A 22,953-nucleotide genomic window follows, 5' to 3' on the forward strand; every position below is an offset into this window, starting at 1 on the left:
CAATAGGTCAGCGAATTAACCGGCCGGGACACTAGTGTCCCGTTTGGTTAATTCGCTGATCCACTGAGCCCCTGAAAGCCTTGAGAGCAAGGCGCGGTGGTGAAGGTTTGGTGGCTCCAAATCGAGACACCGCAACACAGCTATCAAGGCTTTCAGGAGCTCCCGAAGGGCTTGCCGCTGGCGCCTCTGGACCTGTGTTGCCAGCCCTTGATGTGGAACCACCACACCTTCGGACTGGCGCCTTGGCCAGAGGCGCCAGCGGCAAGCAGTGGATCAGCGAATTAACCAAACGGGACACTAGTCTTTCCTGGGTCGCCCGAACAGGTCCCGGAGCTCGTCTTTCGCCTGCTCGAGCCGATCCCGCTGGTCATCGGAGAGTTGGCTGCCGGCCCTGTTCATGTAGAAAGTCAGCATGGACATGGCTGACTGGAACGGGTCTGCCTTGCGTCGGCCGCTGTCTTCTGCCGATCTCTTCAGGGACTTTGCGATCTCCCGGGGATCCTCAAGAGTAAACACTCCTTCCTCAAGATCCAGAGAATCACTTTTCTCGGTGACCTCCTGGGACCACTGATTGTTGTCATCGGAGCTGCCGGATTTTGGTTTATCTGACACGACGTTTCCTCGCTTCAAAGTTCTCGAGCCCCCTCCCCTTTCCTGTAAAACCGGAACAAGAGACGGGCGCGATCCGGATCAGGACAAAACTGTTCAACTCACCACGGCGTATCGGCTCACTGAACACCTACTATCAAGGCTAGCAGAACATGAGGAATTAACGTGGTGTACATAGCTTTTCCACGGGCATCCGTCACCACTCACCACCCACCACCCACCACCCACCGTCCCCTGTCGACCGTTGCTGCGGAAACCCATCTCTTTAATTGTTTTAGGCTATAGGTTCATCTTATTTATTCAATTATCGCAATCATTAAAATTGTTTGATATTTCGCCCGTACGCCAGCGCGTCGCCGGCCGAGGAATGGAAAGTTCATGACCGATTACGAACAGGCACGCCTCTCGACACTGAGGCGACTGAATATTCTCGACACATCGCCCAGCGAGAGTTTCGATCGAATCACTCGCATGGCCAGCCAGCTCTTTGACCTGCCGATTGCCGCGGTCTCCCTTTCCGACGCGGATCGGCAGTGGTTCAAGTCACGGGTCGGCGTCGATCACCGGGAAATCCCCCGGGATCGGGCCTGCTGTGGCGAGGTTTCAGATACCTCAGAGGTTCTGGTCGTCAACGACCTTATGGAATCCGAGCATTACCGCACCGGTACCCTGGCCGAATCCGGTATACGGTTCTACGCGGGCGCCCCCCTGACGACCCGTGATGGCTATACCCTGGGCGCCATGTGCGTACTTGGCCATGAGCCCCGGGAAATCACCGAACACGAAAAGGCCATCCTCGGCGACCTCGCCGCCATGGTCATGGCCCAGATCGATCTTCAGCACGCAGTGGGACGAGTGGACGCCACCACGGGCCTGCCCAACCACCTGCAGTTTATCGAGGATTTTCAGGACCTGGAGATCGACAATCCCGGTGGCGCCTGCCATGCCCTGTGCGTGGAGCTCCTGGATTACAGCCAGGCCGGGGCGTTGCACCAGGCCCTGGGACCGGGCTATGTCAGGGAAGTGATCCGCTCAGCCGCCACGGTTCTCCACGAGACTCTGGGGGATCGCGGCCGGGTGTACTACACCGGCCCCGGACAGTTCATGTGCCTGGACGCCGGCAACGAGGCGACGGTGATGACCCATGCCCTTCGGATACACGAGGCGCTGGCGTCATCGAATCGGGACGGCACCTCGCCATTCATGGTCCGTCCCGCCATCGGGCTGGCCCCCTTCACCCTGGGCACGCACAAGCCGGATTCCGTCCTGCGAATGACCCTGAGCGCGTCACGGGACGCCAGGGCAGCGGAAAACCCGACGGGGCTGTATTCCTGTCAGTCAGATGAGAGCCACCAGAGGCGGTTCAGCCTGATCGCCAGCTTCAGTGAGGCGCTGGAGGCGCCGGATCAACTGCGCCTTGTTTTCCAGCCCCGGGTTGACGTCAGGTCGGGCGCATGTGTTGGTGCCGAGGCACTGATCCGCTGGCAGCATGGAGAGCTTGGGAATGTGTCACCGGCGGAATTCATTCCCCTGGTTGAAAACACTCCCATGGCCCGCTCCTTGAGCGACTGGGTTCTGCGTGAAGCCATCGCTCAGGCCGGCATCTGGTTCAGGGAACGCCGGGGCCTCCGGGTTTCCATAAACATTGCCGCCGTCAACCTTGAGGAACATGACTTTACCGAACGTGTGCTGGCTTACCTCAGCCAGCAGGGTCTGCCGGTCAGTGCCATTGAGCTGGAGCTCACGGAAAGCGGCCTCATCGGTAATGGCCGCGTCGCCAGAAAGCAGCTGGACGCACTGATTGATGCCGGCATCGAGATTGCCATTGACGATTTCGGTACCGGATACAGCAGCCTGGCCTACCTGCAGGAGATCCCAGCCCACGTCGTAAAAGTGGACCGCTCCTTCGTGGATGGCATTGAAGGTCACAAGCGAGGTCAGATCCTGGTGAGGTCCATGATCGAGATGGCCCACGCCCTGGGCTACCGGGTGGTGGCGGAAGGCGTCGAAACCCGGGAGGGCCTGGCTTTCCTGCAGTCACTGGACTGCGACGAGGTTCAGGGCTATCTGTTCGCCAGACCCCTGGAAAAGCAGGAGTTCGAGGGCTGGCTTGCAGCCGAAGGTGGGCGACCGGCCGCCTCACCCTAGCGCCCTCGAACAGGAACGCCATCAAATTCCTTCAGTTTATTTCCATGTTTATTGCCCCGGGCGGTAAGCCGCCGGGGCACCGGATCCGTATTGTTGTCCGTTTTTTCTAAGCAACCGCTCGCCGAGAAGAGTTTTATGCGCATCAACCAACCTGTTTCCCAAAGAAATATCCCGGTCGCCGAGGATGCCAACATCCTGTCGACAACCAACCCAAAAGGGCAGATCACCCACATCAACGATGAGTTTGTCGAGATCAGTGGGTTCTCGAGGGAGGAGCTCATCTCCCAGCCCCACAACATTATCCGGCATCCGGACATGCCCCGTGCGGCCTACGAGGAAATGTGGCGGCGTCTGAAGGCCGGGCAGTCCTGGATCGGCGCGGTGAAGAACCGTTGCAAAAATGGCGATCATTACTGGGTCCAGGCTTACGCCATTCCGGTAACGGGCAAGAACGGTGAACTGGTGGAGCTGCAGTCGATTCGGTCCCGACTGAGCGAGGAAAGAATCAAGAGGGCCGAAGCTCTCTACGCCCGGGTCAAGCAGTCCGAACCGGCCAAAGGTCCGCTCCCGGCTGTTTCACTGAAGCGTTCGCCAGCCCTGGCCTCCCAGCTGGCACTGGCGGCGGTGATTCTTCTCTCGCTCCAGGCAGCCGGGCTGTTTCTTTTCGAAAGCCCCGCCGCGATGGCTCTGACCTGGCTGAGTAGCGTCTTCCTGGGTCTCGGGGTCATCGCCTGGCTGACCAGTCCCCTGAAGCAACTGGTCAGGCGGGCCAGGAATATCATCGATGATCCGGTCGCTGAACAGATCTTCAGCGGACGGCTGGACGATATTGGCAGCATTGAACTGGCCATCACGCAAAAAACCGCCGAGCTGGATGCCGTGGTCAAACGGCTCGACGATGTCATCGGCCAGCTCGATCAGGGTTCCGAGAATACCATCCGCCTAAGTGAGAACGCCCACGGTGCCGTCCGGGAACAGGCCAGCAAGACCGGTCATATAGCAACCGCAGCGGATCAGATGTCTGCCATGTCGCAGAATGTGGCCGACAGTGCTGCCCGTATGAAGGAGCAGGTCAAAAAAGCCAATGAGCGGGTGGCACAGGGCCAGAGCCTGACGAAAACCACCCGCGATAGCATGGATTCGCTGTCCCGTGAGCTTCGGGAAGCATCCGATGCGGTCAGCCAGCTCGCCGAAAACAGCCGTGGAGTTACCGACGCGCTACGAGTTATCGCGGAAATCACCGAGCAGACCAACCTGCTGGCACTGAATGCGTCGATCGAGGCCGCGCGGGCCGGTGAGGCCGGCCGGGGATTTGCCGTGGTGGCCGATGAGGTTCGTGGGCTCGCCTCACGCACCAGGCAGTCAACAGAGCAGATCGAGGAAACCCTCGGTGAGTTTCAGAACACCGTAACCCAGGCAACGCAGTCCATGCACCAGTGCGCCCGCTATGCCCAGACGACGGTTGAGAATGCCGTCGGCTCCGAAACGACCCTGACGGAGCTGGTTAACTACATCGAGCAGATTGCAGCAGACTGCGACGCCACCTCGTCGGCAGCGGAACAGCAGCATGACTCCGCCACGGAAATCTCCACCAAGATTGAGAGCATCAATGATCTGGGTGATGAGGCCAGAAATCTTGTTCAGGAAGCGCAGACCTCAACGAAAACCCTGAAGGACCAGATCGTTCAGGTCTCCGGATTGATTCAGAGGCTGCGCTCTCGTAGCCTGTCCTGAGGCACGGGCCCTTTCATTCCATTTCAGCAGGAGGTTCATGACAATGACCCAGGCTTACTCCCCAGATGCACCGGATCGTGATGAAATCGACCGCATGTCGGGTCCCGTAGTGGTGGAATTCGGCACCGACTGGTGCGGTCATTGCCAGGCTGCCCAGCCACTGATTGCCGACGCTTTCGACGATCACCACTCGGTTACCCGTCTGAAAATCGAGGATGGCAAGGGTCGTCGGCTGGGGCGGAGTTTTGGCGTGAAGCTGTGGCCAACCCTGATCTTCCTGCGGGACGGCGAGGAGGTCAGCCGTCTTGTCCGCCCCCGGGACAGTGCCGAGATCAAGCGAGCACTTAACGGGATCGACCGGCACGGCCAGGAGGATTAGGACCCAGGGAGAGATCACTGGCAGTTTGCCGTCAGTGGCTTCCCGGTTCGCTGATTCCGTGGATGAGAGCCGACCAGAACGGCGGCCCTTCGTTTTGCCGGGCCCTTCCGGACCCGGCATTTTGTCTCTGGGAGCCTCTTATTCAGGCCAGAGATCCCAGACCTCTTTGGAATGCATTTCCTTCACTTTTTTCAGCTCGCCCGGCTCGAGATGCCGATCCATGACCTTCAGGACGGCTTTGACGGTGAGCTCGGCGTCAATGTCAGGGCCATCGATATTGCTGTTGACGGCTTCGAGGTACTCGTCCCTGTGACGCCATTTCCTCGGAGTTTCTGTCGGTTTCCACTGCTCATAGAAAAGCCCCCGGACAATGATGGGAAGCTGGGCCCCGAAATGGATCGCCTCATCGGTCTCAATACGATCCCGCACAGTCAGCAGAACCGCCCGAAGCCGGCCCCACGCCTGCTCCTCGTCAATATCTCCGATTTCCTCCGAGATGTCCTTCAACCATGTATTGATGATGACGATATTGCGATCGATGATATCTATACTGCGTTGCATAAGGATCCTCGCTGTCTTGAATCCAGGTGAATTATCTGACTCCTATCAAAAGACATTTGCGGCTGTAAGCATTTTTTCAACCGTGGCGTCGTACTGTCTTACCCTCCCGCATAGTCGATTTTTTTGCTCACGCCCCTTCCCCGGGGAATGCGCCGCAAAGGATCCGCTTCGGTCGAAGTGACCGGTATTCCGGTTGAAATTCCCACTGCGGGGACCAAGAACTGTAGAGTACCCAATACATTCAAGGCAAAGGGGGAGTTTATGTTGCAGGTCAACCCGGACACCGTGTGCCGACTGATTGAGCTGGCCCAGAGTTTTCATGTCAGGGAGCCAGCGAGTATCCCCGAGGAGGGCAGCAATGCGGCGGACGACTGGACCCAGCAGATGCTGGCGGACCACGCCGACAACACCAGTTATGATGAGTTCAAGTCCATCATCAAGGACCTCGACGCCGATCATCAGCAGGAGGTTGTCGCCCTTCTCTGGCTGGGACGTGGTGACTACACCCTGGAAGAATGGGACAGCGTCGTGAAGCAGGCGAAGGAGCAATGGTCGCCAGAAACCGCGGAATACCTGATTGATCACCCGCTGCTGGCCGATGAGCTCCGTGAGGGACTGGAACTTCACGGCTACACCTGTGAGGAATTCGTTGCAAAGCCCCCCTACTGACTGGCCGCTATGACCGGGCGTCAGGAACCGAGCGCCTGACGCCGCCGGTTCCCTGGCGAGATCACCACGCAATTTCCCGTCATTGTGGCTGTCCCATCCGAAACCAACGGCAAAAGGCCCTTGTGGTCATTTGACCAAGGAGCCAGACTTGCATCACACAGGCAACAAGGGAGGTTCGGCCATGCCGACCATCGGATGGGTATTCATCCTGGCTGCTTTCGCCCTCGTTCTGGGCAGCCTTTTCATGCTGCGTGACAGCGCGAACATGCCGATTTCCAGAGAAAAGATGAAGAAAATTCGCGAGCGAAAAGCGGAAGTTGAAGAAGAGGAAAGGCAGGAGAAAAAAGACGACTGGTAGGTCCGCCTGAACCGCAGGACGGCGACCATACGGAGCGCCGTCCTGACAGATCCGGTTTCTAGCCGGCTTCCTCCTCGTAATGGGGATAGGAATGTTTCAGGGTGGCATGGTTGAGCAGCATCTCCGCCTTGAGGACCGTGCCGCCAGCGTCGTAGATGCGAGACCGGACCCAGTAGGATTCGGTGCGCTTGCTTTCAGACAGGGCGACGATTTCACGGCGGATCAGGTATTCCTCGCCAACAAAGAGCGGCCCATCCACCATCCGGATTTCCTGATCGGCGAAAAGACCCACCACCGGCTGTTTGACCGGAAACTTCGCCAGCTTGCTGCTGTATTCCGCCAGCACACTGACCATTTCCAGGGGAATGATGGCGCGGCCCCAGGGCGAACTGCCGGCCTCGGAATACCAGGGCGAATTCTCGGTAATGCGCTCCAGTTTGTCATTCAGGGAAAACGGATACAGGTTACCCATGTGCTTGTCGGCATCCATGCGAACGGGCTCGTCCTCGGCACCGGCCATACCCTCCCTCAGCTCCGCCAGAATCACCAGCTTGTCGGGGGCGCGCAACTTTCTCATGCGTTGGTCCAGCAGGGTCTCACCGTGATCTGGCCCAAGGCTCGCACTGGCTTCAAGTACGGGCGTTCCATCGGCCTTTTCCGCCCAGGCCCGAACCCGGGTAGCGCCCTCCGCCGGCCGCTCCACAAAAGCCCGGACCTGCTCCCCCTCCACGACCATGTTCTGGAAGTGAGCGGAGAAGCAACCGCGCTCGAACCAGGCCTGCCCCCAGATCTCGGCGAGCATCGGCACAAACTGGCTGAAATGGGTCGGCCCCTCAATGGGACCCGCCTTGAAACCCAGCTTCTCCGCCATGTCATTGTCGTGAATCGAGGTATGGCCACTGTACTCCTGATCGGCCAGCATCTGCCGCGGTTCCCGCAGGGGACCGCACAGGTAAAGAGGGGTGTCAAAACTCATGGGTATGTCCTTGTTGTTGATGATAGCGACGTTTCCAGCGCCCTATTATCGCCAACTCAACGCCCCTGTGCACCCCGGCGAAGCCAGTCATGGATGAAAGCGAGTTTCTCGCGGGCAGGCTCCGACAGCACGAACGGATAAAGGTCTGCCAGCTCCATGGAACGGTTGACGTTATTGACCCGCATCGCCAGGGTCGCTGCAGACTGGATGAGAAGCGCCGAATCCGATTCTGAATACGGGTCCCAACCTGAATAGGGCAGCTCCGGTGAAGAAAGACCAGCGGCCACAAAGCTGTCGGCGATATCGGTCAGGTGTAGCAGATGCGCAGCGGTTTCTGCCCAGTCTTCGTGGGGGTGGGCGGACGCGTAAGTGGTCAGGTACCGCTGTTTCCAGTCCTCTGGCGGCCCATTGACATAATGTTGCTGAAGAGCGGCGCCGTAGTCGGCTCGCTCATCGCCAAACATCCGCCGGAAGGCATCGAGGAAGTCCTCCCTGAGGCTCAGCCGCCACCACAGCATGTGCGCGATTTCGTGGCGCATATGGCCGATCATTGTACGGTATGGCTCCTCCAGCGCCTCGCGACGGGTCAGTCGCAGTACCGGGTCAGCCTCCTCCACACTGATGGTCACCACGCCATAGGCGTGACCCATCTGCACGGGGGTAGGCCCCTCGGCAAGCATGTGGAAAACCGGACGCGTACCGGGATCTTCAGGTCTGAACCAGTTCCAGCGGCCAAGGTTGTCCAGCGCCCAGCGCTTGGCGGCCTCCGTCTTGGCCCAGTTGGGCATGGCGTTGGGTATCGAGGGGTCCGGGGCCAGGGCCGTCATGGCGCAGGAGCGACAGAAGGCACCCTCCTCGGGCGCAATCCAGTTGCAGCCGATCACCGCCCGGTTTTTGCAGAAGGGCGGCATGGTCAGGAAGGCGCGGGCCTGGGGATCGTAGGCCACGGGAACGCCGTCGGCAGTGGCAAGATTATCGAACCAGAGTGATCCGGGACCTACCGGATTTGAAAAGACGCGCATATGACAAGCACTCCCGAAAGCAGCAAGGCAACACTGACAGCATAGACGTTATCGCGTTGCGGCTTATGATTTGTGGTGGCTTTGCTGTTCAGGTGTCTCCAGAGTGCCACTGCAGATCAGTGCCGGGAATCCCTTCAGCCCGTTTTTCTACCTTCCATGTTACGCTGGCCGGACTACGATTCATATGGAGTAACGGAAGATCATGAGTCAGAAGTCATCCACGACCCGCACACTGACCGATTTCACGGGGCCGGCGGCGGAATCGGCCTGGCGATCCATCAATGACACGGTCATGGGCGGTCATTCCGAGGGAGTTCCGGCCATACGGGATGGAATTCTGCATTTTACGGGTCACCTTTCCCTGGATAATAACGCGGGTTTCGCTTCCGTCAGGGGTCGGGAACAACAGTACGATCTCAGTGACAGCGAAAGCCTGCAGATACGGGTAAACGGAGACGGGAGGACCTACCAGATCAGGCTGTACACCAATGCACGGTACCAGGATTCAAAGATCAGTTACGCTGCGAGCTTCTCTACCCCGGAAAACCAATGGACTACAGTCAGGGTTCCCCTCAACGATCTGACGCCCACTTTTCGGGGGCGCGAGCTTGAGGGGCCGGCTTTCGACCCATCCGAGGTGACTGAAATAGGCTTCCTCATCGCCGACAAGCGCGATGGACCGTTTCAACTGCTGGTGGACTGGATCAAAGGACAGAGCCATGGCGGGAAATGACTGGCATCCCCCCCACCATGACACCGACCGGTTTTTTGGTCACAGGCCCTGATCAGGCCCATTCCCTGCGGAACAACAGGGCGTAGTCCTCAGGCAGCTGGCCCTGGACGTCCGCCATCTCGCCGGTTGACACGGCCTCGTTGAGAACGCCCATCACCACCTGGGCATGATGGGTGGCCTGGTTCTCCGGCACTCCCTCGCGCTTACTGACCCGGGCGATAAAATCGTCGACGTTGAAGCGTTCGCCCTTGCCGGCGGTCCCGGTCTTCAGGTGGTTGCCGATCTCCCCTGGCAGCTGGGCAGCGAGGTTTGCCGGCTCATTGCCACTCAGGCGTTCCGCGAGTGTGTTCAGTGTCGCACGGGTCGCCAGCATGGCGGCATCCGGGGAATCAAGCTTGGCGCGATTCTGTACCTGGCCGAGAAATTCATGGAATTGCATATCTGCACCTCCTTTTTCGGTTGCGGCAGTCTCGATTACTGGTGTTCCTGTGACTCGGGATTCGAATCCCAGTCAACGGGTGGTTCTGCTTCATCAGCGCCGGTCTGGGGGCGGGCGCCGGGCTTGTTGATGATCTGCACGGTGGTGGCCCGGGGGCCTTCCTCACTCATGGCGGATTCAAAGCGGACTTCGGTTCCGGGCGTCAAGCGATGAAAGTCGTCATGGAGAACAGCGTTGCGGTGGAAATAGTATTCCTGCCCGTCCACGGGCGACTTGATAATGCCGTAATCCTGCTCCGGGTAAAGCTGCACCACCAGGGCATTGGGAACATCGTGAAACTTGACCGCTCCCCTCTGGCGGGCCGTTTCCTTTTCGATCTGCTTCTCGATCGCTTCAAAAGCCTTGCGGATAATCGGCCGAAGCTGGACATGGGGATCAGCGACGGTACCTTCCTTATCGGACACAAGATCCTTCTTGGGCGGTAAGGTGACCTCGACACGGACACGATAAGGGTTTCCGGTATTGTGGTGATGCTGTGCACGCTCCACCACCACCCGGCAGGACATCAGGTGGTCGCACATGCGGTCAAGGCGGTCGGCCCGTTCGCGGATATAATCCTCAACCCATTGAGTGTGATCGACATCGGCAAATTTCACTTCCAGAGGGATTTGCATGCTTGAGCCCCCTTGCATTGTTTGAGAATGGTATCAACCGCCGACTCTCTGATCGGCTCGCTTAATAACTACCTGAGAGCGGCATCGGCGATTTCAACCCTCCTCGAAGAGATCCGGCACACAGAATCCGGTCGCTCCCCTTATGCGCCGTTGGCCCTGGCCACCCAGCGCCTGGCAACGTCATGGGAATCGTAGGGGAACGACCGGATCTCCGCATTGACGAAGTGAGACGCAACCCGTCTCACAATGTCACCCACGAAGGAGTCCGTAACAAATGCGACCCGCGCGATATCCCGATGATGGTTTTTCACGAATCGCAGATGGGAAATCAACGCCCCGAACGACTCCCAGCCGTGGAAAGACGGAGTGCAGACAATCAGCCCATTCAGTTGGCCGTGTTTCTCGATCACCGGATCAACCACCTCGGCGGCGGTATGGAAGTCGACCTCTGACAAAGGGGTCTCGGGTTCCAGAATAACAATCAGATTGTCTTCGTCGACGGTTACACTCAGCATGACCTATGCTCCCTCTCGGAAGGATGGACGCCACCTGTCACTGCCCGGGATGCCCGGTTACACGGCTGGCGACCCACCCTGTGAGTATAGGCCGGATTTTCGATGAAGGAGGCCAGGCAGCCATGAAGCTGACGTTCCTTGGCACGAAAGGTTACGTCGATCCGGTCACCGACCGGCATCGGCGACACACATCCACGCTGGTAAGCTATCGTCGACGGCACGTCATGATCGACTGCGGTGCAGACTGGCGCCGCGAGGTATGGAAGGTCCGGCCCCACGCCATTGTGATCACTCACGCTCACCCGGATCATGCCTTCGGCCTGCAGGATGGTTCCCCCTGTCCGGTCTGGGCAACCCGTGAGGCGTGGGAAATGATGAAGGACTGGCCCATCGGGGAGAATCAGCGCCACCTCATCAGCGAACGGACTCCCCGGACGATTGAAGGGATCCAGGTGGAAGCGTTTCCGGTAATTCACTCCACCAAGGCTCCGGCAGTGGGATTTCGCATCACGGCGGGTCGGGTGGCGGTTTTCTATGTTCCTGACGTGGTATGGATCGAGGAACGCGGCGATGCCCTCTCAGGCGTCCGCTGCTATATCGGCGACGGCGCCAGTCTTGATCAGAACCTGGTCCGCCGGGACAAGAACGGCAACCTGATTGGCCATACGCCGGTTCGTACCCAGCTTACGTGGTGTGAAAAAGAAGCCGTGCCATGGATGATCGTCACTCATTGCGGAAGTCAGATTGTCGGGGGCGATGAGCGTCAGCTTGGAGCCAGGCTCAGGCAGTACGCCGATGAGAGGGGTGTAAGGGCAGAAATTGCCCACGACGGCATGACGCGAATCCTGCGGTGACGGGGCCACGTTTTGAATCATCTCGAATCAGACAGTGAATCAAGAGGGCTCGATGCTTTCGTACCATTCCGCGTAGGGGTGTTCTCAACCCTGCACTGACTGTAATCCGGTTCCCCGTCTGTCCACCAGACCGGGCCCCGCTCTCCAAGGGCGCGCTTGGACTCATCAACACTCGCCCTGGCCTGTTTTTCAGCCCCGGCATCGCCGTCCCGCCTGGCCTGCCCGACTGCCCGGCGAGCACTCATCAGCCGGTCCACCCAATACCGGCGCTCACTTTCCGGCAAGTGCGGATCGGTGGCACGCCAGAGGCGACCGCGAACCACAATATAGCGTCCGTCCGGTGTTTTCGGTGCTTGGGAGGAAGACATGCGGCTCCGCTTGTGTGGGGTCCATCTTTTACCCGGGGCCTTTTCCCCGTTCCCGAGAGCAATGACAGCACTTGCAAATGTGCCACGAAGAACCAAGCTTTAAAAGACGGGCCCGCTCTCGGCAGGCCAGCAAAGATTTTGCCCCCGCCAGTTCGCCCGTATTTGCATGACAATGTGGAGGAACAGCGAATGACTCAGTACAGTGTCCTCGTAGCCGAAATGGCAAGAGCGCGGATTTTCACCCTCGAGTCCTCCGAGACGCCGGAAATAGAAAACAGCCCATTTCTGGTGGAACGCAAGACCCTGACCAACTCCCAGCACAAGGCCAGTGATTCACAGCTCTGGACCGATACCCGACGCGGCGCGAACCGTGAACACCAGGGCGGCCAGGTTGCCGGCCAGACCACCGGCATACCCCACCATAACTACGATGAACACCGGGAGAACAATGAACGCAAGGCGAACCGGGAGTTTGCCAGTGAGGTGGTGTCCGACCTCAAGCGCGTTATCGACAGGCACAACGTGGACCGGGTGGTGCTATGCGCCGAGAAACAGATGCTCGGCTTCCTGCGGCCTGAACTCAGCGGGTTGCCGGAAGGCAAGGTTCAGCTCACGGAAGTGCCAAAGGACCTGACCGGCCTGAAAACCCACGAACTGCATAAGAGGCTGGCAAGTGATGACCTGCTGCCTCCGTCCCGGAAGCCAAGAACGCTCGTCTAGTGTCTCGGCCGGTTAATTCGCTGACCTACTGAGCCCCTGAAAGCCTTGAGAGCAAGGCGCGGTGTCGAAGGTTTGGTGGTTCCAAATCGAGGCGCCGCAACACAGCTCTCAAGGCTTTCAGGGGCTCCCGGAGGGCTTGCCGCTGGCGACTCTGGACCTGTGTTGTCAGCCCTTGATGTGGAACCACCACACCTGCGGACTGACGCCTTGGCCAGAGTCGCCAGCGGCAAGCAATAGGTCAGCGAATTAACCGGCCGGGACACTAGTATCCCGAAGGAGGCATTGGCGGAATCGACATTTACAGGAATTCGCTCCGCAGCTGCTCCCAGGTCTGGACCATCTGTTTTTTTGCGGTGCCCCATCGGTAGCCTCCAAGGGCACCACTTTGCTGGATGACCCGATGGCATGGAATCAGCAACGCCACGGGGTTGGCACCAACGGCGTTGCCAACCGCCCTCGATGATCCCGGCCGCCCCAGAGCGGCCGCGATCAAGGAATAGCTGGCCAGCCTCCCCGGCGGGATGCGAAGCAGGGCCCGCCATACCGCCACCTGGAAATTGGTACCCGTCACATGCAGTGACAGCGGGCCGGTCGGCCTGCCCGGTCGATCACGGAACAGGACGTCAATCACATGGCGTGTGGCCATTTCGCTGCTGATCAAGGTGCTCTTCGGCCAGGCACGGCGAAGCTCTTTCAGGGCGGCCCCGGCATTGGTGTGGTCAATAAATCCCATGCGGCAGATACCTCGGGGGGTGATCGCCACGAACATCTGTCCCAGGGGAGTCTGATGAAAGCCGTACTCGATACAGAGCCCCTCCCCCCCGTTTCTGAACTCACCGGGAGTGACCGCTTCCAGTTGCACAAAGTGATCATGGAGTCGCGAACTGCCACTGAGCCCCACGTCATGTGACACCTCAAGCAGAGCTTTATCTTCCCTGAGCAGCCGCTTCCCGCGCTCCAGGGTGATGGCCTGCAGGAAACGTTTGGGCGTCGTGCCCGACCAACGGCAGAACACCCGCTGAAAATGAAAAGGACTGAGATGGACGTGAGCCGAAATCTCGTCCAGGGTCGGCTGGCGACTGGCACTGCCAGCCATGAACACCATGGCTTTTTCGATGCGGCGATAATCCGACATCTGCTGCAATCTCAGGTCATCCGACTGATCCATACCTGCCCACCACCCCGGTTTGTAAACGCACTCATCGCTTCTTTTCCAGTACCTGTCCACGACTCCTTCGTGGGTACATGATCAGTTTACGGCACTGGTCTCGCTCTTCCGACCCGGATCTTGCTGTTTTGTCAGCCGCTCTGGACCTGCTCGCTGGCAGGGAGAATTTATCACGCGGGGCCTTACTTTCGACCTTTCCTGCCATCCTGAATGACCGAAGCCCTTGAAATACGCCCGCAAGTACCAAGGGTTAAGTACAGAGGCGAACCCCGGGCAGTGCGACTAACAATCTCGGGACCGTTCGCGAACATACGCAGCAACCAGGAGGTACAGCGAATGGCTGAATACAGCGTTCTCGTAGCCGAGATGGCGCAAGCGCGAATCTACACCCTCGAGTCCTCTGAGGCACCGGAAGTGGAGAACAGCCCTTACCTGGTGGAACAGAAAAGCCTGACCAACTCCGAGCGCGAGGCCAGCGATTCGCAAGTCTGGACGGACACCCGTCGCGGTGCCAACCGGGAACACCAGAGTGGCCAGGGTGCCGGTGGGACGGCCGGAATCCCCCACCACAACTATGATGAGCATCGCGACAATAACGAGCGGATGGTCATCCAGTCTTTCGCCAACGACGTAGTAACTGAACTGAAGCGCGTTGTTGACAGCCAGAACGTCAAGAAAGTGGTGCTCTGCGCCGAAGTGCAGATGCTGGGGTTCCTGAGACCGGAACTCGATGCCCTTCCCGGCGACAAGGTGCAGATCGAGGAGGTTCCCAAGGATCTGACCGGTTTCAGCGCCCACGAGCTCCACAAGAAGCTGGCAGACGATGGCTTGCTTCCTCCGCAGAAGCGGCCACAGTCACTCTCTTGATGGCTGTTCTTCACGACTGAAATATCGTGTCGCGTAACGGTTGCCGGGTAAAGCAACGCCCAGCATCCGTTCCAACGCCGATCTGATGTTCCAAGTAGCAGAAAATCGAAAGCTCATCGATAAAACGAGGAGAAAACGAATGTCCAGCCCAGAGCACAAGCAGAAAATCTGGAGTCTCATCAAGGATATCAAAACCGGAATGCTGACCACGAAGCACGGTGAGGAGCTGCGTTCGCGCCCCATGGTTCTGGTGCAGGACGAGTACGACGGAACACTGTGGTTCTATACCGACCTGGAATCCGAGAAGGTCTTTGAGGTTGAGGGTGACAACGACGTCTGCGTCACTTTCTCGGACACCGAGAACCACGTCTACGTATCACTTACGGGTGTCGGAAGAACCACCGACGACAAGTCTCTGATCGAGAAATACTGGAATCCGTTCGTGTCCGCCTGGTTCCCGGATGGCAAGGACTCCCCCAATGTCGGTATGCTCGAAATCAAGGTCGAGAAAGGCGAACACTGGAACAGCGACTCCAGCAAAATGGTCAAACTGGTCAAGACGGCCAAGGCCAAGGCCAAGAACGAGCAGCCGGATCTTGGCGAGAACGAGAAATTCGGCACGAAATAACCGAAGATATCGGTCGCCGCTGCGCGACCTGATCGCCTAAAAGATTGTCCGGCCTACCATAGCCTATGGCTGGCCGGCAATTTCTGGCGGCCTGACTCTCCCAGTCAACCCCAAGGCTTCTTCCACAACACTGATCAAACCTTGAACTGCCCCACCAGCTGTCGGAGATTCTCGCTCAAACGCGCCAGCTCATGGCTCGCTTCATTGGTCTGGGTCACGCCACCGTGACTGCGCTGGGCAGCATCCACAATACGCACGACGTTCTGGTTGATCTCCTCGGCGACCTGGCTTTGCTGCTCTGCGGCCGTCGCAATCTGCGTAACCTGATGGTGAATCTGCCCCACCGAGGTCTCGATGGTCCCCAAGGCGTCGGTGGCATGATTGATCCGTGCGACCGTTTCCTCCGAGCTCTTGCGGGAATCGCCCATGCGATCGACTGCCGCCCGGGACTCGGAGACAAAACCATTGATCATTTCCCGGATCCGATCAGCCGATTCGGCGCTTCGCTTGGCCAGCTGACGCACTTCATCGGCCACCACCGAGAATCCCCGACCATGCTCACCAGCCCGGGCGGCCTCGATGGCGGCATTCAGTGCCAGTAGGTTGGTCTGCTCGGTCACCGCGTGGATAACATCCAACACCTGTTGAATGTCATCAGATTTCTCCGCTAATGCGGTAATTGCGCCAGCGCTACCTTCAATCTCACCTGACAACCTGTTGACAGCGCCTTGGGCACTGCTGATGGTTTCGCCGCCTTCCCGCGCCATGCGGTCGGCATCAGAGGCCGCATTCTGTACTTCCCGGGCATTCCCCGAGATCTGCTGGATAGTTGTTGCCATTTCATGGATGGCAGAGGCGATCTGATCGGTCTCAGAACCCTGCTCCTGAACAGATACCCGAGTTTCGGTTGCCACCCGACTGAGCTCTTCAGCCGCCGAGGCAACCTGGTCGGTGGTCGTTCCCACTTCGCGCATGGTGTTCTGAATCTTGGTGACAAAGGCATTGAACCGGCGCCCCAGCTCAGCCAGCTCATCATTCCCTTCATCTGGCAGCCGGTGCCGCAGGTCGCCCTCACCTGCAGCGATTTCCTGCATCATGTTGCTGATGCCTTTCAGCGGCAGAGTCACTGTGCGGCCGACAAAGAGCCCGATCAGCAGGGAGCCCACCACGACAATTACGGTTGCCAGAAAAATAAAGCCCAAGGCAGCGTTTACACTTTCCTTGACTTCCTGCCGGGCGGCCAACAGCTCCTGCTGGATACCAGTGGTATATACGCCGGCGCCAATCATCCAGTCCCAGTCTGGAATAAGCGTGGCGTAGGACATCTTTGGCTCTTCGTTGCCGGAAGCAGGATTCATCCAGTCATAGCCGTAGAATCCGTCGCCCGCGGCTGCAGCGAAGAGAGCCCCCACCAATTCTTTCAGAACCGGATTTTTAGTCGGACCTTCCTTTGAGGGATCAGGAGCGTATGCCAGGTTATAGACATCACGGGTGTAGGCGAAAACGTAATTGGACTCGTCGAAACGAATCGACCGCAGTCTTTCTGCCGCCTCCGCCTTGGCCTCCTCCTGACTGAGCGCAGGATCGTTCTTGGCTTCGAGCACCACGGCCCGGGCCGCATCAACCAGGTTCTGAAGGCCAGCCTTGTTGGCCTTTGTCAGGCTGCTCTCCAGCCGCTTCAGTTCGTCTTCTCCGTGGGCCTGGATCTGGCTTACCGTGATCCACGCAATGGCGGCCGCCGTGAGCAACACGGGCACGAGTATGGCCAGTAGCAAACGGGTGCGAACGGTGAATTGGTTCAAAAATCGCATCGGTTCCGGTTCCCATGATTGTTCGGATTGCGAATTATCTACGGGAAGTCCGGCCGTTTCTGTTTCAGTTTTGTTACCAGCAATGCGACATCGATGATGTGTTTTGCATACCGGTGCGGGGGTAACGGGTGCGATTTTCCTGCCGCTGTTCAGTGTTACTGACGCCCAACGCCTTCAGCTTGCCCCCCATGTGGTTTACCTCGAGTGAACGGCCTCACCCCTCGCCATTACCATGTGGTGAGGCTGGTGAGGTTTGCGCAGCCGCGAGTTCTCCAATTCCACCTTACGCAGCCCGGGGTCCGGGTTATGGAATGCCATGTACGGTCTCCTCTCGTTCGATCCCTGAGCCATCATTCCAGATTGGCCTTGCCTTTTGGCCCGGATTTCCCACCCGCCTGAGCCCCCCTTTTCCCCTCTTCGGGTTTCAGTCGGGAAGGCCGGGATGCCCATCGTCCGGTTACGAGGCGTAACCAGCCTTTTTCGCGCTGATCGTAAAACAAGCGTATGATGTAAGTATTGTCCCTAATACCCGACCCGATGAGTCGGGTAGCCAGTATCCAATGGAGCGGAGTAGCGGCACAAACACAGACCAACCCAAGTCACTCAGGATAACCCGCATCATGATGTACTACAGCCACGAATTGAGCCGTCTCGCACTGACCCCGGCCCGCTTGCTGGCCGGTATCCAGAGCAAACTGCTTCGCCATGAGCTGAATCCCTTTTCCGGGGCTCCTGGTACCCGCAGTATCGCCTCGGCCCTGCATGTGTTTGAGGATCTCACCAAGCGTTATCCGAAGCCCGCCTTCAATCTCGACACGACGGTCTGTGACGGCAAGACGGTTCTGGTCAACGAAACCATCGTCGAGCGCAAGCCTTTCTGCCAGCTTAAGCACTTCGAGCGCAACATTGATCGTCCGGATGATCCCAAGCTGCTGATTGTGGCGCCACTTTCCGGCCACTTTGCTTCGCTGCTCAGGGGCACCGTTGAGGCCTTGCTGCCAAATCACGACATCTACATCACCGACTGGCGTGACGCCAGTATGGTACCGATTTCAAAAGGCAATTTCGGACTCGATGATTATATCGATTATGTCATTGACTTTATTGATCACATTGGCCCCGATACGCACGTTTTGGCGGTGTGCCAGCCGGTAGTGCCGGTACTGGCAGCTACAGCTCTGATGGCCGAGGATGAGCACCCAGCAGCTCCCCGTTCCCTGGCCCTGATGAGTGGTCCAGTGGACGGCCGGGTGGATCCCACGGAGCCTTGCGAGCTTGCTGTCAAACATAAGCTTTCCTGGTTCAGGCGCAACCTGATCCACACGGTGCCGGTGAATTACCCCGGCGCCATGCGAAAGGTGTACCCCGGTTTTTTACAGTTGACCGGATTCATCAACATGAACTTTGACCGTCATCTGGATGCTTATCGTGGCCTGTTCAGGTCCATTCGCGACGACGACGATCAGGAGGTCACGCGCCACCGGGAGTTCTACGATGAATATCTGGCGGTAATGGATCTGCCCGACGAGTATTACCTGGACACCATCGAGCGTGTCTTCCAGGAATTCCATCTGGCCCGTGGCTGTTTCAAGCACCGCGGCAGGCTGGTAAACCCTGGCGCCATCCGCAAAACGGCGCTGATGACCATCGAGGGCGAGAAGGATGACATCTCCAGCCCAGGCCAGACCCAGGCCGCCCACAAGCTCTGCAACAATATTCCGGATGGGCGCCGGGTGCATCACCTGCAGCCCGGAGTCGGTCACTACGGCACCTTTAACGGTCGCCGCTGGCGGGAGGAAATTTCCCCGAGGCTGCAGAAATTCATTCGCAACGCCTGAATCGACCCTTTCTCCGGCGTTTCTTGTTGCCCTCTCTCCCCTCTGCTAATTTGAAGTCAGTCGTCCTGATAAATTCACCGCAGAGGAAACCCCCGGGTTTCCTCTGCGGCTGACAGGAAAGACATTGCTGTGTTTGCGACCGCCCAGACCTCCCGGTCTGTCAGTGGTGGTGAATCGAGGGAGAGAGCATCCATGTCCACGAAATCCGTCAAGAAATTTTCCGAAAGCGATCAAGAGCCTCGTGTCGTGCGCAAGTCCCTGGCCAGGATCGGAACACACGGAAGCCGCCTGATTACCCGCTCCGTGTTACGTCGCCTGAAAGGCGGGCGGCCTGATCCGGTCAGCAAGAAGAGTGTGGCGAAACCCTTTGTCCGCTTCACCCTGAAGTTTGCCACCCAGCCGGATGCCATCATCACCGCTCAGATGCGCCTGGTTCAGAACACGGCCATTCTCAGTGGTGGCGCGGTAATAGGACTTGTCAGCCGGGAGCCCATGCAGGTGGCGGTCCCGGAGAAAGGCGACAACCGCTTCAGGGATGATGCCTGGACCAACGTCGGCTATTTCAATTTCCTCAAGCAGGCCTATCTGATGTCGGACCGGTGGGTGCGGGACACCCTTGATGATGTTCGTGGCCTTAAGGATCACGACCGCCAGAAACTCCGTTTCTACACCAGCCAGGTGACCAATGCGCTGTCGCCCAGCAACTTTGTTCTGACCAACCCCGTGGTGTTGCGGGCTACCGTAGACAGCCGGGGCCGCAACCTGGTGCGTGGTCTTGCCAATTTTCTGCGGGACATAGACGAGGCCGATGGCCATCTGTTTTTCAGGATGTCGGATCCTGACGCCTTTGAAGTCGGCCGAAACCTGGCGGACACGCCAGGCGAGGTGGTCTACCAGAACGATCTGATGCAGCTCATCCAGTACCGGCCGACCACCGAGACGGTTCATCGCCGGCCTCTGCTGGTGGTGCCGCCATGGATCAACAAGTATTACATCCTGGACCTTGGGGCGAAAAAGTCCTTCATACGTTACTGGGTGGAGAAAGGCCATACAGTTTTCGTGATTTCCTGGGTTAATCCCGGCAAGGAGCACATTGACAAGGGGTTCGAGGACTACATGCTGGAGGGGCCCGTTGAAGCCCTGGATGCCATCAAGCAAGCCACCGGCGAGAGCGAGGTCAACACCGTCGGTTACTGTATTGGCGGAACACTGCTTGGCTGCACGCTTTCCTGGCTGGAGGCTCGCGGTGACGACCGTGTAAAGAGTGCCACTTTCTTTAACAGCCTGTTGGATTTTTCTGACGTCGGTGACCTGAATGTCTTCATTGACGAGGACATGATCAAGAAGCTCGAGAAAGCCATGAAAAAGCAGGGCTATCTTGACGGCACCTCCATAGCCGCCGCGTTCAACATGCTACGGCCCAACAACCTGATCTGGTCCTTCTTCATCAACAATTATCTGTTGGGTCTCGATACACCGCCATTCGATCTTCTGTACTGGAACTCGGACACCACCCGTCTGCCAGGCTCCATGCAGAGTTTTTACCTGCGCAACATGTACCTGGAGAATCGCCTGAAAGAGCCCGGCGGCATCACTCTTGCCGGAACGCCCATCAACCTCGCCAAGGTCAAAGTACCCGCCTACTTTGCCTCCGCCATCGAGGATCACATTGCTCCCTGGATCTCCTGTTTCAGGGGGTCAAGATACCTTGGGGGACCGGTTCGCTTTGTGCTGGGTGGCTCAGGCCACATCGCCGGCATCATCAACCCGCCCTACCAGAACAAATACGGCTACCGAATCAACGAAAACGATGCTCAGACACCGGATGAGTGGCTCACCGGAGCCGAGCAGTTCCAGGGTTCCTGGTGGCCGGACTGGGTCAGGTGGGCGGAGCAGTTCGGCGGCGGTGAAGTGCCGGCAAGAATACCGGGAGACGGCGAACTGGCCATCATCGAACCGGCCCCCGGATCCTACCTGCGCAATGAACCGGCTCCGGCGATGCCATCGAAGCGCAAGCCCGGAACCGTGACCGCCAGGGGGACCACCCGCAAGCCTGCAGCCCAGAAAGCAACCCAGCGCCGGGGAAGCCGGAAACCAGCCAAAGTGGGCTGACCGCCGGATCGCCATGGAAGGCGGCTATAGGAGGAGCCCGGGGACCGTAGGATAAACCCGTGCCCTGTTGTAAGCTGGGCAGGAAGCCTATTCCATGGTCGTGCGAGGCCAATTATTGAAAACCGCAGCCATCCTGCTTGTACTGGCCATGTTGCTGGCCGCGTTCACCGCGGGCGTTCATGATCCCCAGCCTCTGGAGCACCGCCTCGTTCGCATCCAGGCCCACGAAAGCCTCCCGGGTATCCCGGGGCTCGAGGATCTGCCCCTGGAACTCCAGGCTGCGTTATTGGACCTCTCGGATGATCCGCTGGTTTCCCTGAAGGCCCGGGCGGCGGTGATCCGGTATCCGGACATGGCGGCGCGCGTGTTCCCCCTCTATGCAACCGAGCCGGAATTCCACGACATCCTCCGCCGTTATGGCGAAGCGATTCTGCCTCCCCTGGATTACTTCCTCAGCAACCCGGTTGCCACCATCGAGGCCATGAACACCATCGCCCGGCGCTTTGACCAGGCCCGCAACTATGTGGAACGCTGGGGAAGTGACGATGAGGGTGGGACTGGCCAGCCATCCTCTCCCGCGGAGGCAGAGGCCGACGCCCCGTCCGACCAGCTTACCCCTGAGCAGCGTGGCTGGTACGCGGTGAATTTCATTGACGCCGAGGGGCATGGGTTCCTGGGCCAGTTCGAGGTAGCCGAGGATGGCTCGGTGCACTGGATTCAGACCGAGCGTATCAGCGAAGGCGTGACCGACTTTTTTACCAGCGGCATCCGGCAGTTGGAGACCCGGCAGCGCACCGGCGAGGAGATTCGCCTGTCCGACATCGGCTGGGCCTCCGTGGATGTGCTGCTTTTTACCAGCGCGGTGAAAGTGTTACGGGCGGGCCGCGCGGTCGCAGCAACCACCCGGGGCGCGAGCCTTTCGACACGGTCCGCGGCCCTGGCGGCCAGGGTGACCGGCGCCGGCCGGATGGTGCTCCGCAGCGCCCGTTACGCCCGCTGGCCGGTGATCATCGGGGCCGGATACCTGGTGGTTCGCCACCCTGCGGTCATCAGCGATGTGCTGGCGGAAGTCGCCCGGGTCGTTGGACTGCCCGCCTGGTTCATGCAATGGCTGGGCTGGACATTGATTCTGCTGCCGTTACTGGTACTGGCGCGATGGCTTCTGATTCCGCTGGCCGCCCTGTTGAGGGCGCTGGTGCCCGTGCTGCTCTGGCTCGCTGGGAAGGGGCGCGAACGTTTTGGCCGCGGGGTGTGGTAACAGGTCTGTGCACCCGGGACTTTGTGGCTGCGCCATTACTCTCTTGTAATTGACTGGCGGTGCCGCGGTGCCTGCTGCTAGCTTTAAAATGGCAGTACCCATTCCGGTTCAAGAAGGAGACACGCCATGAAGAAGTCAGAGGAAGACAAGGCAGAAGGAACCCTCGACAAGGCCAAAGGCAAGGTGAAGGAAACCACCGGCCGGCTCATCGATGATGAGGAAACCGAAGAGGAAGGCAAGCTCGATCAGACCAAGGGTAGTGGCAAGAAGGCCAAGGGCGAGCTGAAGGACGCGGTCAAGTCCGGGAAAAAATAGAGCGCGCTCCTATGCAGCTCTGATGAAGTCATTGTGGCTGAGCCATGTACTTACGGCGATGGTGTCGGCGCAGCCGCAATGTCTGCTGATCTGAAAGTAACGTTGCCCTGCCCCTGATCCAACTGATCAGCCGTCGATGTTCAGCACCGGCCTGCCAAAGTCCCTGCCCCGGAAAAGCATCTCAGGATGTTCGGGGA

23 protein-coding genes are annotated in these 22,953 nt (G+C 58.8%); 14 read left to right on the forward strand and 9 right to left on the reverse strand.

Annotated features, from left to right (window positions below):
- Window positions 1-297: 297 nt before the first annotated feature.
- Window positions 298-612 (reverse strand): DUF3175 domain-containing protein, encoded by a 315-nt coding sequence (locus tag BM346_RS02945; protein WP_194242267.1) that lies wholly within the window; start codon window positions 610-612, stop codon window positions 298-300.
- 375 nt (window positions 613-987) lie between these two features.
- Between BM346_RS02945 and BM346_RS02950 the strand changes: the two genes are divergently transcribed.
- The 3 genes from BM346_RS02950 (at window position 988) to BM346_RS02960 (ending at window position 4,870) form a co-directional block, all read left to right on the forward strand.
- A complete protein-coding gene (locus BM346_RS02950; protein WP_092008796.1) occupies window positions 988-2,757 on the forward strand; it encodes a sensor domain-containing phosphodiesterase in 1,770 nt (589 codons plus the stop codon).
- A 135-nt stretch (window positions 2,758-2,892) separates the two neighbouring features.
- On the forward strand, window positions 2,893-4,491 hold the full coding sequence (locus tag BM346_RS02955; protein ID WP_092008797.1) for a methyl-accepting chemotaxis protein: 1,599 nt from the start codon (window positions 2,893-2,895) through the stop codon (window positions 4,489-4,491).
- 43 nt (window positions 4,492-4,534) lie between these two features.
- Window positions 4,535-4,870, forward strand: a complete 336-nt coding sequence (locus BM346_RS02960; protein WP_167812703.1) for a thioredoxin family protein — start codon at window positions 4,535-4,537, stop codon at window positions 4,868-4,870.
- Window positions 4,871-5,008: 138 nt separating this feature from the next.
- Here the strand turns inward: BM346_RS02960 and BM346_RS02965 are convergent, their stop codons facing one another.
- Entirely contained in the window at window positions 5,009-5,431 is a 423-nt protein-coding gene (locus BM346_RS02965) for a DUF2267 domain-containing protein (protein ID WP_092008799.1), read from the reverse strand.
- A 261-nt stretch (window positions 5,432-5,692) separates the two neighbouring features.
- Between BM346_RS02965 and BM346_RS02970 the strand changes: the two genes are divergently transcribed.
- Both BM346_RS02970 and BM346_RS02975 read left to right on the forward strand, forming a co-directional pair.
- Window positions 5,693-6,100, forward strand: a complete 408-nt coding sequence (locus tag BM346_RS02970) for a DUF3775 domain-containing protein (RefSeq protein WP_092008800.1) — start codon at window positions 5,693-5,695, stop codon at window positions 6,098-6,100.
- Between the two features lie 181 nt (window positions 6,101-6,281).
- Window positions 6,282-6,458 (forward strand): DUF2897 family protein, encoded by a 177-nt coding sequence (locus BM346_RS02975; protein ID WP_092013242.1) that lies wholly within the window; start codon window positions 6,282-6,284, stop codon window positions 6,456-6,458.
- 58 nt (window positions 6,459-6,516) lie between these two features.
- Here the strand turns inward: BM346_RS02975 and BM346_RS02980 are convergent, their stop codons facing one another.
- Both BM346_RS02980 and BM346_RS02985 read right to left on the reverse strand, forming a co-directional pair.
- Window positions 6,517-7,434 (reverse strand): hypothetical protein, encoded by a 918-nt coding sequence (locus BM346_RS02980; protein WP_092008801.1) that lies wholly within the window; start codon window positions 7,432-7,434, stop codon window positions 6,517-6,519.
- Window positions 7,435-7,490: 56 nt separating this feature from the next.
- Window positions 7,491-8,456 (reverse strand): zinc-binding metallopeptidase family protein, encoded by a 966-nt coding sequence (locus BM346_RS02985; protein ID WP_092008802.1) that lies wholly within the window; start codon window positions 8,454-8,456, stop codon window positions 7,491-7,493.
- A gap of 202 nt (window positions 8,457-8,658) precedes the next feature.
- Here BM346_RS02985 and BM346_RS02990 point away from each other — a divergent pair, with 202 nt between their 5' ends.
- Window positions 8,659-9,189: a CIA30 family protein gene (locus BM346_RS02990; protein WP_092008803.1), complete on the forward strand. Its 531-nt coding sequence runs from the start codon at window positions 8,659-8,661 to the stop codon at window positions 9,187-9,189.
- 52 nt (window positions 9,190-9,241) lie between these two features.
- Here the strand turns inward: BM346_RS02990 and BM346_RS02995 are convergent, their stop codons facing one another.
- The 3 genes from BM346_RS02995 to BM346_RS03005 all read right to left on the reverse strand — a co-directional run bounded on the left by BM346_RS02995 (window position 9,242) and on the right by BM346_RS03005 (window position 10,817).
- The gene (locus BM346_RS02995; RefSeq protein ID WP_092008804.1) at window positions 9,242-9,628 is read right to left on the reverse strand and encodes a DUF2267 domain-containing protein; all 387 of its coding nucleotides are present in this window, start codon (window positions 9,626-9,628) and stop codon (window positions 9,242-9,244) included.
- A 35-nt stretch (window positions 9,629-9,663) separates the two neighbouring features.
- On the reverse strand, window positions 9,664-10,302 hold the full coding sequence (locus tag BM346_RS03000; protein ID WP_167812692.1) for an HPF/RaiA family ribosome-associated protein: 639 nt from the start codon (window positions 10,300-10,302) through the stop codon (window positions 9,664-9,666).
- 140 nt (window positions 10,303-10,442) lie between these two features.
- Window positions 10,443-10,817 carry a SpoIIAA family protein gene (locus tag BM346_RS03005; protein WP_092008806.1) on the reverse strand — a complete coding sequence of 125 codons (375 nt, stop codon included), beginning with the start codon at window positions 10,815-10,817 and terminating at the stop codon, window positions 10,443-10,445.
- A gap of 122 nt (window positions 10,818-10,939) precedes the next feature.
- Here BM346_RS03005 and BM346_RS03010 point away from each other — a divergent pair, with 122 nt between their 5' ends.
- Window positions 10,940-11,671 (forward strand): MBL fold metallo-hydrolase, encoded by a 732-nt coding sequence (locus tag BM346_RS03010; protein ID WP_092008807.1) that lies wholly within the window; start codon window positions 10,940-10,942, stop codon window positions 11,669-11,671.
- 557 nt (window positions 11,672-12,228) lie between these two features.
- Window positions 12,229-12,759, forward strand: a complete 531-nt coding sequence (locus BM346_RS03020) for a host attachment protein (protein ID WP_092008808.1) — start codon at window positions 12,229-12,231, stop codon at window positions 12,757-12,759.
- 298 nt (window positions 12,760-13,057) lie between these two features.
- Here the strand turns inward: BM346_RS03020 and BM346_RS03025 are convergent, their stop codons facing one another.
- A complete protein-coding gene (locus BM346_RS03025) occupies window positions 13,058-13,927 on the reverse strand; it encodes a bifunctional transcriptional activator/DNA repair enzyme AdaA (protein WP_227663041.1) in 870 nt (289 codons plus the stop codon).
- 336 nt (window positions 13,928-14,263) lie between these two features.
- On the opposite strand from BM346_RS03025, the gene BM346_RS03030 reads away from it, so the two are divergent.
- Both BM346_RS03030 and BM346_RS03035 read left to right on the forward strand, forming a co-directional pair.
- The gene (locus BM346_RS03030) at window positions 14,264-14,794 is read left to right on the forward strand and encodes a host attachment protein (RefSeq protein ID WP_167812693.1); all 531 of its coding nucleotides are present in this window, start codon (window positions 14,264-14,266) and stop codon (window positions 14,792-14,794) included.
- A gap of 139 nt (window positions 14,795-14,933) precedes the next feature.
- A complete protein-coding gene (locus BM346_RS03035; RefSeq protein WP_092008810.1) occupies window positions 14,934-15,422 on the forward strand; it encodes a pyridoxamine 5'-phosphate oxidase family protein in 489 nt (162 codons plus the stop codon).
- A gap of 134 nt (window positions 15,423-15,556) precedes the next feature.
- On the opposite strand, the gene BM346_RS03040 is transcribed toward BM346_RS03035, so the two are convergent.
- Window positions 15,557-17,233: a methyl-accepting chemotaxis protein gene (locus tag BM346_RS03040; protein WP_092008811.1), complete on the reverse strand. Its 1,677-nt coding sequence runs from the start codon at window positions 17,231-17,233 to the stop codon at window positions 15,557-15,559.
- Window positions 17,234-17,853: 620 nt separating this feature from the next.
- Between BM346_RS03040 and BM346_RS03050 the strand changes: the two genes are divergently transcribed.
- The 4 genes from BM346_RS03050 (at window position 17,854) to BM346_RS03065 (ending at window position 22,756) form a co-directional block, all read left to right on the forward strand.
- On the forward strand, window positions 17,854-19,071 hold the full coding sequence (locus tag BM346_RS03050; protein ID WP_092008813.1) for a polyhydroxyalkanoate depolymerase: 1,218 nt from the start codon (window positions 17,854-17,856) through the stop codon (window positions 19,069-19,071).
- Between the two features lie 192 nt (window positions 19,072-19,263).
- Window positions 19,264-21,183, forward strand: coding sequence for a PHA/PHB synthase family protein (locus tag BM346_RS03055; RefSeq protein ID WP_092008814.1), 1,920 nt, complete (start codon window positions 19,264-19,266; stop codon window positions 21,181-21,183).
- Window positions 21,184-21,277: 94 nt separating this feature from the next.
- Window positions 21,278-22,441: a hypothetical protein gene (locus BM346_RS03060; protein WP_092008815.1), complete on the forward strand. Its 1,164-nt coding sequence runs from the start codon at window positions 21,278-21,280 to the stop codon at window positions 22,439-22,441.
- A gap of 126 nt (window positions 22,442-22,567) precedes the next feature.
- Window positions 22,568-22,756, forward strand: coding sequence for a CsbD family protein (locus BM346_RS03065; protein ID WP_092008816.1), 189 nt, complete (start codon window positions 22,568-22,570; stop codon window positions 22,754-22,756).
- Window positions 22,757-22,953 lie beyond the last annotated feature (197 nt).

Origin of the sequence: Marinobacter daqiaonensis (assembly GCF_900115285.1) — a bacterium.
GTDB classification, from domain to species: domain Bacteria; phylum Pseudomonadota; class Gammaproteobacteria; order Pseudomonadales; family Oleiphilaceae; genus Marinobacter; species Marinobacter daqiaonensis.

Bases quoted from the DNA above. Each gene is read 5' to 3' on its own strand.
- BM346_RS02965 (WP_092008799.1), bottom strand. From the start codon at position 5,431: ATGCAACGCAGTATAGATATCATCGATCGCAATATCGTCATCATCAAT.
- BM346_RS03000 (WP_167812692.1), bottom strand. From the start codon at position 10,302: ATGCAAATCCCTCTGGAAGTGAAATTTGCCGATGTCGATCACACTCAA.
- BM346_RS02990 (WP_092008803.1), top strand. From the start codon at position 8,659: ATGAGTCAGAAGTCATCCACGACCCGCACACTGACCGATTTCACGGGG.
- BM346_RS03050 (WP_092008813.1), top strand. From the start codon at position 17,854: ATGATGTACTACAGCCACGAATTGAGCCGTCTCGCACTGACCCCGGCC.
- BM346_RS03040 (WP_092008811.1), bottom strand. From the start codon at position 17,233: ATGCGATTTTTGAACCAATTCACCGTTCGCACCCGTTTGCTACTGGCC.
- BM346_RS02985 (WP_092008802.1), bottom strand. From the start codon at position 8,456: ATGCGCGTCTTTTCAAATCCGGTAGGTCCCGGATCACTCTGGTTCGAT.
- BM346_RS02960 (WP_167812703.1), top strand. From the start codon at position 4,535: ATGACCCAGGCTTACTCCCCAGATGCACCGGATCGTGATGAAATCGAC.
- BM346_RS02950 (WP_092008796.1), top strand. From the start codon at position 988: ATGACCGATTACGAACAGGCACGCCTCTCGACACTGAGGCGACTGAAT.
- BM346_RS02955 (WP_092008797.1), top strand. From the start codon at position 2,893: ATGCGCATCAACCAACCTGTTTCCCAAAGAAATATCCCGGTCGCCGAG.
- BM346_RS03055 (WP_092008814.1), top strand. From the start codon at position 19,264: ATGTCCACGAAATCCGTCAAGAAATTTTCCGAAAGCGATCAAGAGCCT.
- BM346_RS03030 (WP_167812693.1), top strand. From the start codon at position 14,264: ATGGCTGAATACAGCGTTCTCGTAGCCGAGATGGCGCAAGCGCGAATC.
- BM346_RS02975 (WP_092013242.1), top strand. From the start codon at position 6,282: ATGCCGACCATCGGATGGGTATTCATCCTGGCTGCTTTCGCCCTCGTT.
- BM346_RS03020 (WP_092008808.1), top strand. From the start codon at position 12,229: ATGACTCAGTACAGTGTCCTCGTAGCCGAAATGGCAAGAGCGCGGATT.
- BM346_RS03035 (WP_092008810.1), top strand. From the start codon at position 14,934: ATGTCCAGCCCAGAGCACAAGCAGAAAATCTGGAGTCTCATCAAGGAT.
- BM346_RS03005 (WP_092008806.1), bottom strand. From the start codon at position 10,817: ATGCTGAGTGTAACCGTCGACGAAGACAATCTGATTGTTATTCTGGAA.
- BM346_RS02995 (WP_092008804.1), bottom strand. From the start codon at position 9,628: ATGCAATTCCATGAATTTCTCGGCCAGGTACAGAATCGCGCCAAGCTT.
- BM346_RS02980 (WP_092008801.1), bottom strand. From the start codon at position 7,434: ATGAGTTTTGACACCCCTCTTTACCTGTGCGGTCCCCTGCGGGAACCG.
- BM346_RS02970 (WP_092008800.1), top strand. From the start codon at position 5,693: ATGTTGCAGGTCAACCCGGACACCGTGTGCCGACTGATTGAGCTGGCC.
- BM346_RS03010 (WP_092008807.1), top strand. From the start codon at position 10,940: ATGAAGCTGACGTTCCTTGGCACGAAAGGTTACGTCGATCCGGTCACC.
- BM346_RS03065 (WP_092008816.1), top strand. From the start codon at position 22,568: ATGAAGAAGTCAGAGGAAGACAAGGCAGAAGGAACCCTCGACAAGGCC.
- BM346_RS03060 (WP_092008815.1), top strand. From the start codon at position 21,278: ATGGTCGTGCGAGGCCAATTATTGAAAACCGCAGCCATCCTGCTTGTA.
- BM346_RS03025 (WP_227663041.1), bottom strand. From the start codon at position 13,927: ATGGATCAGTCGGATGACCTGAGATTGCAGCAGATGTCGGATTATCGC.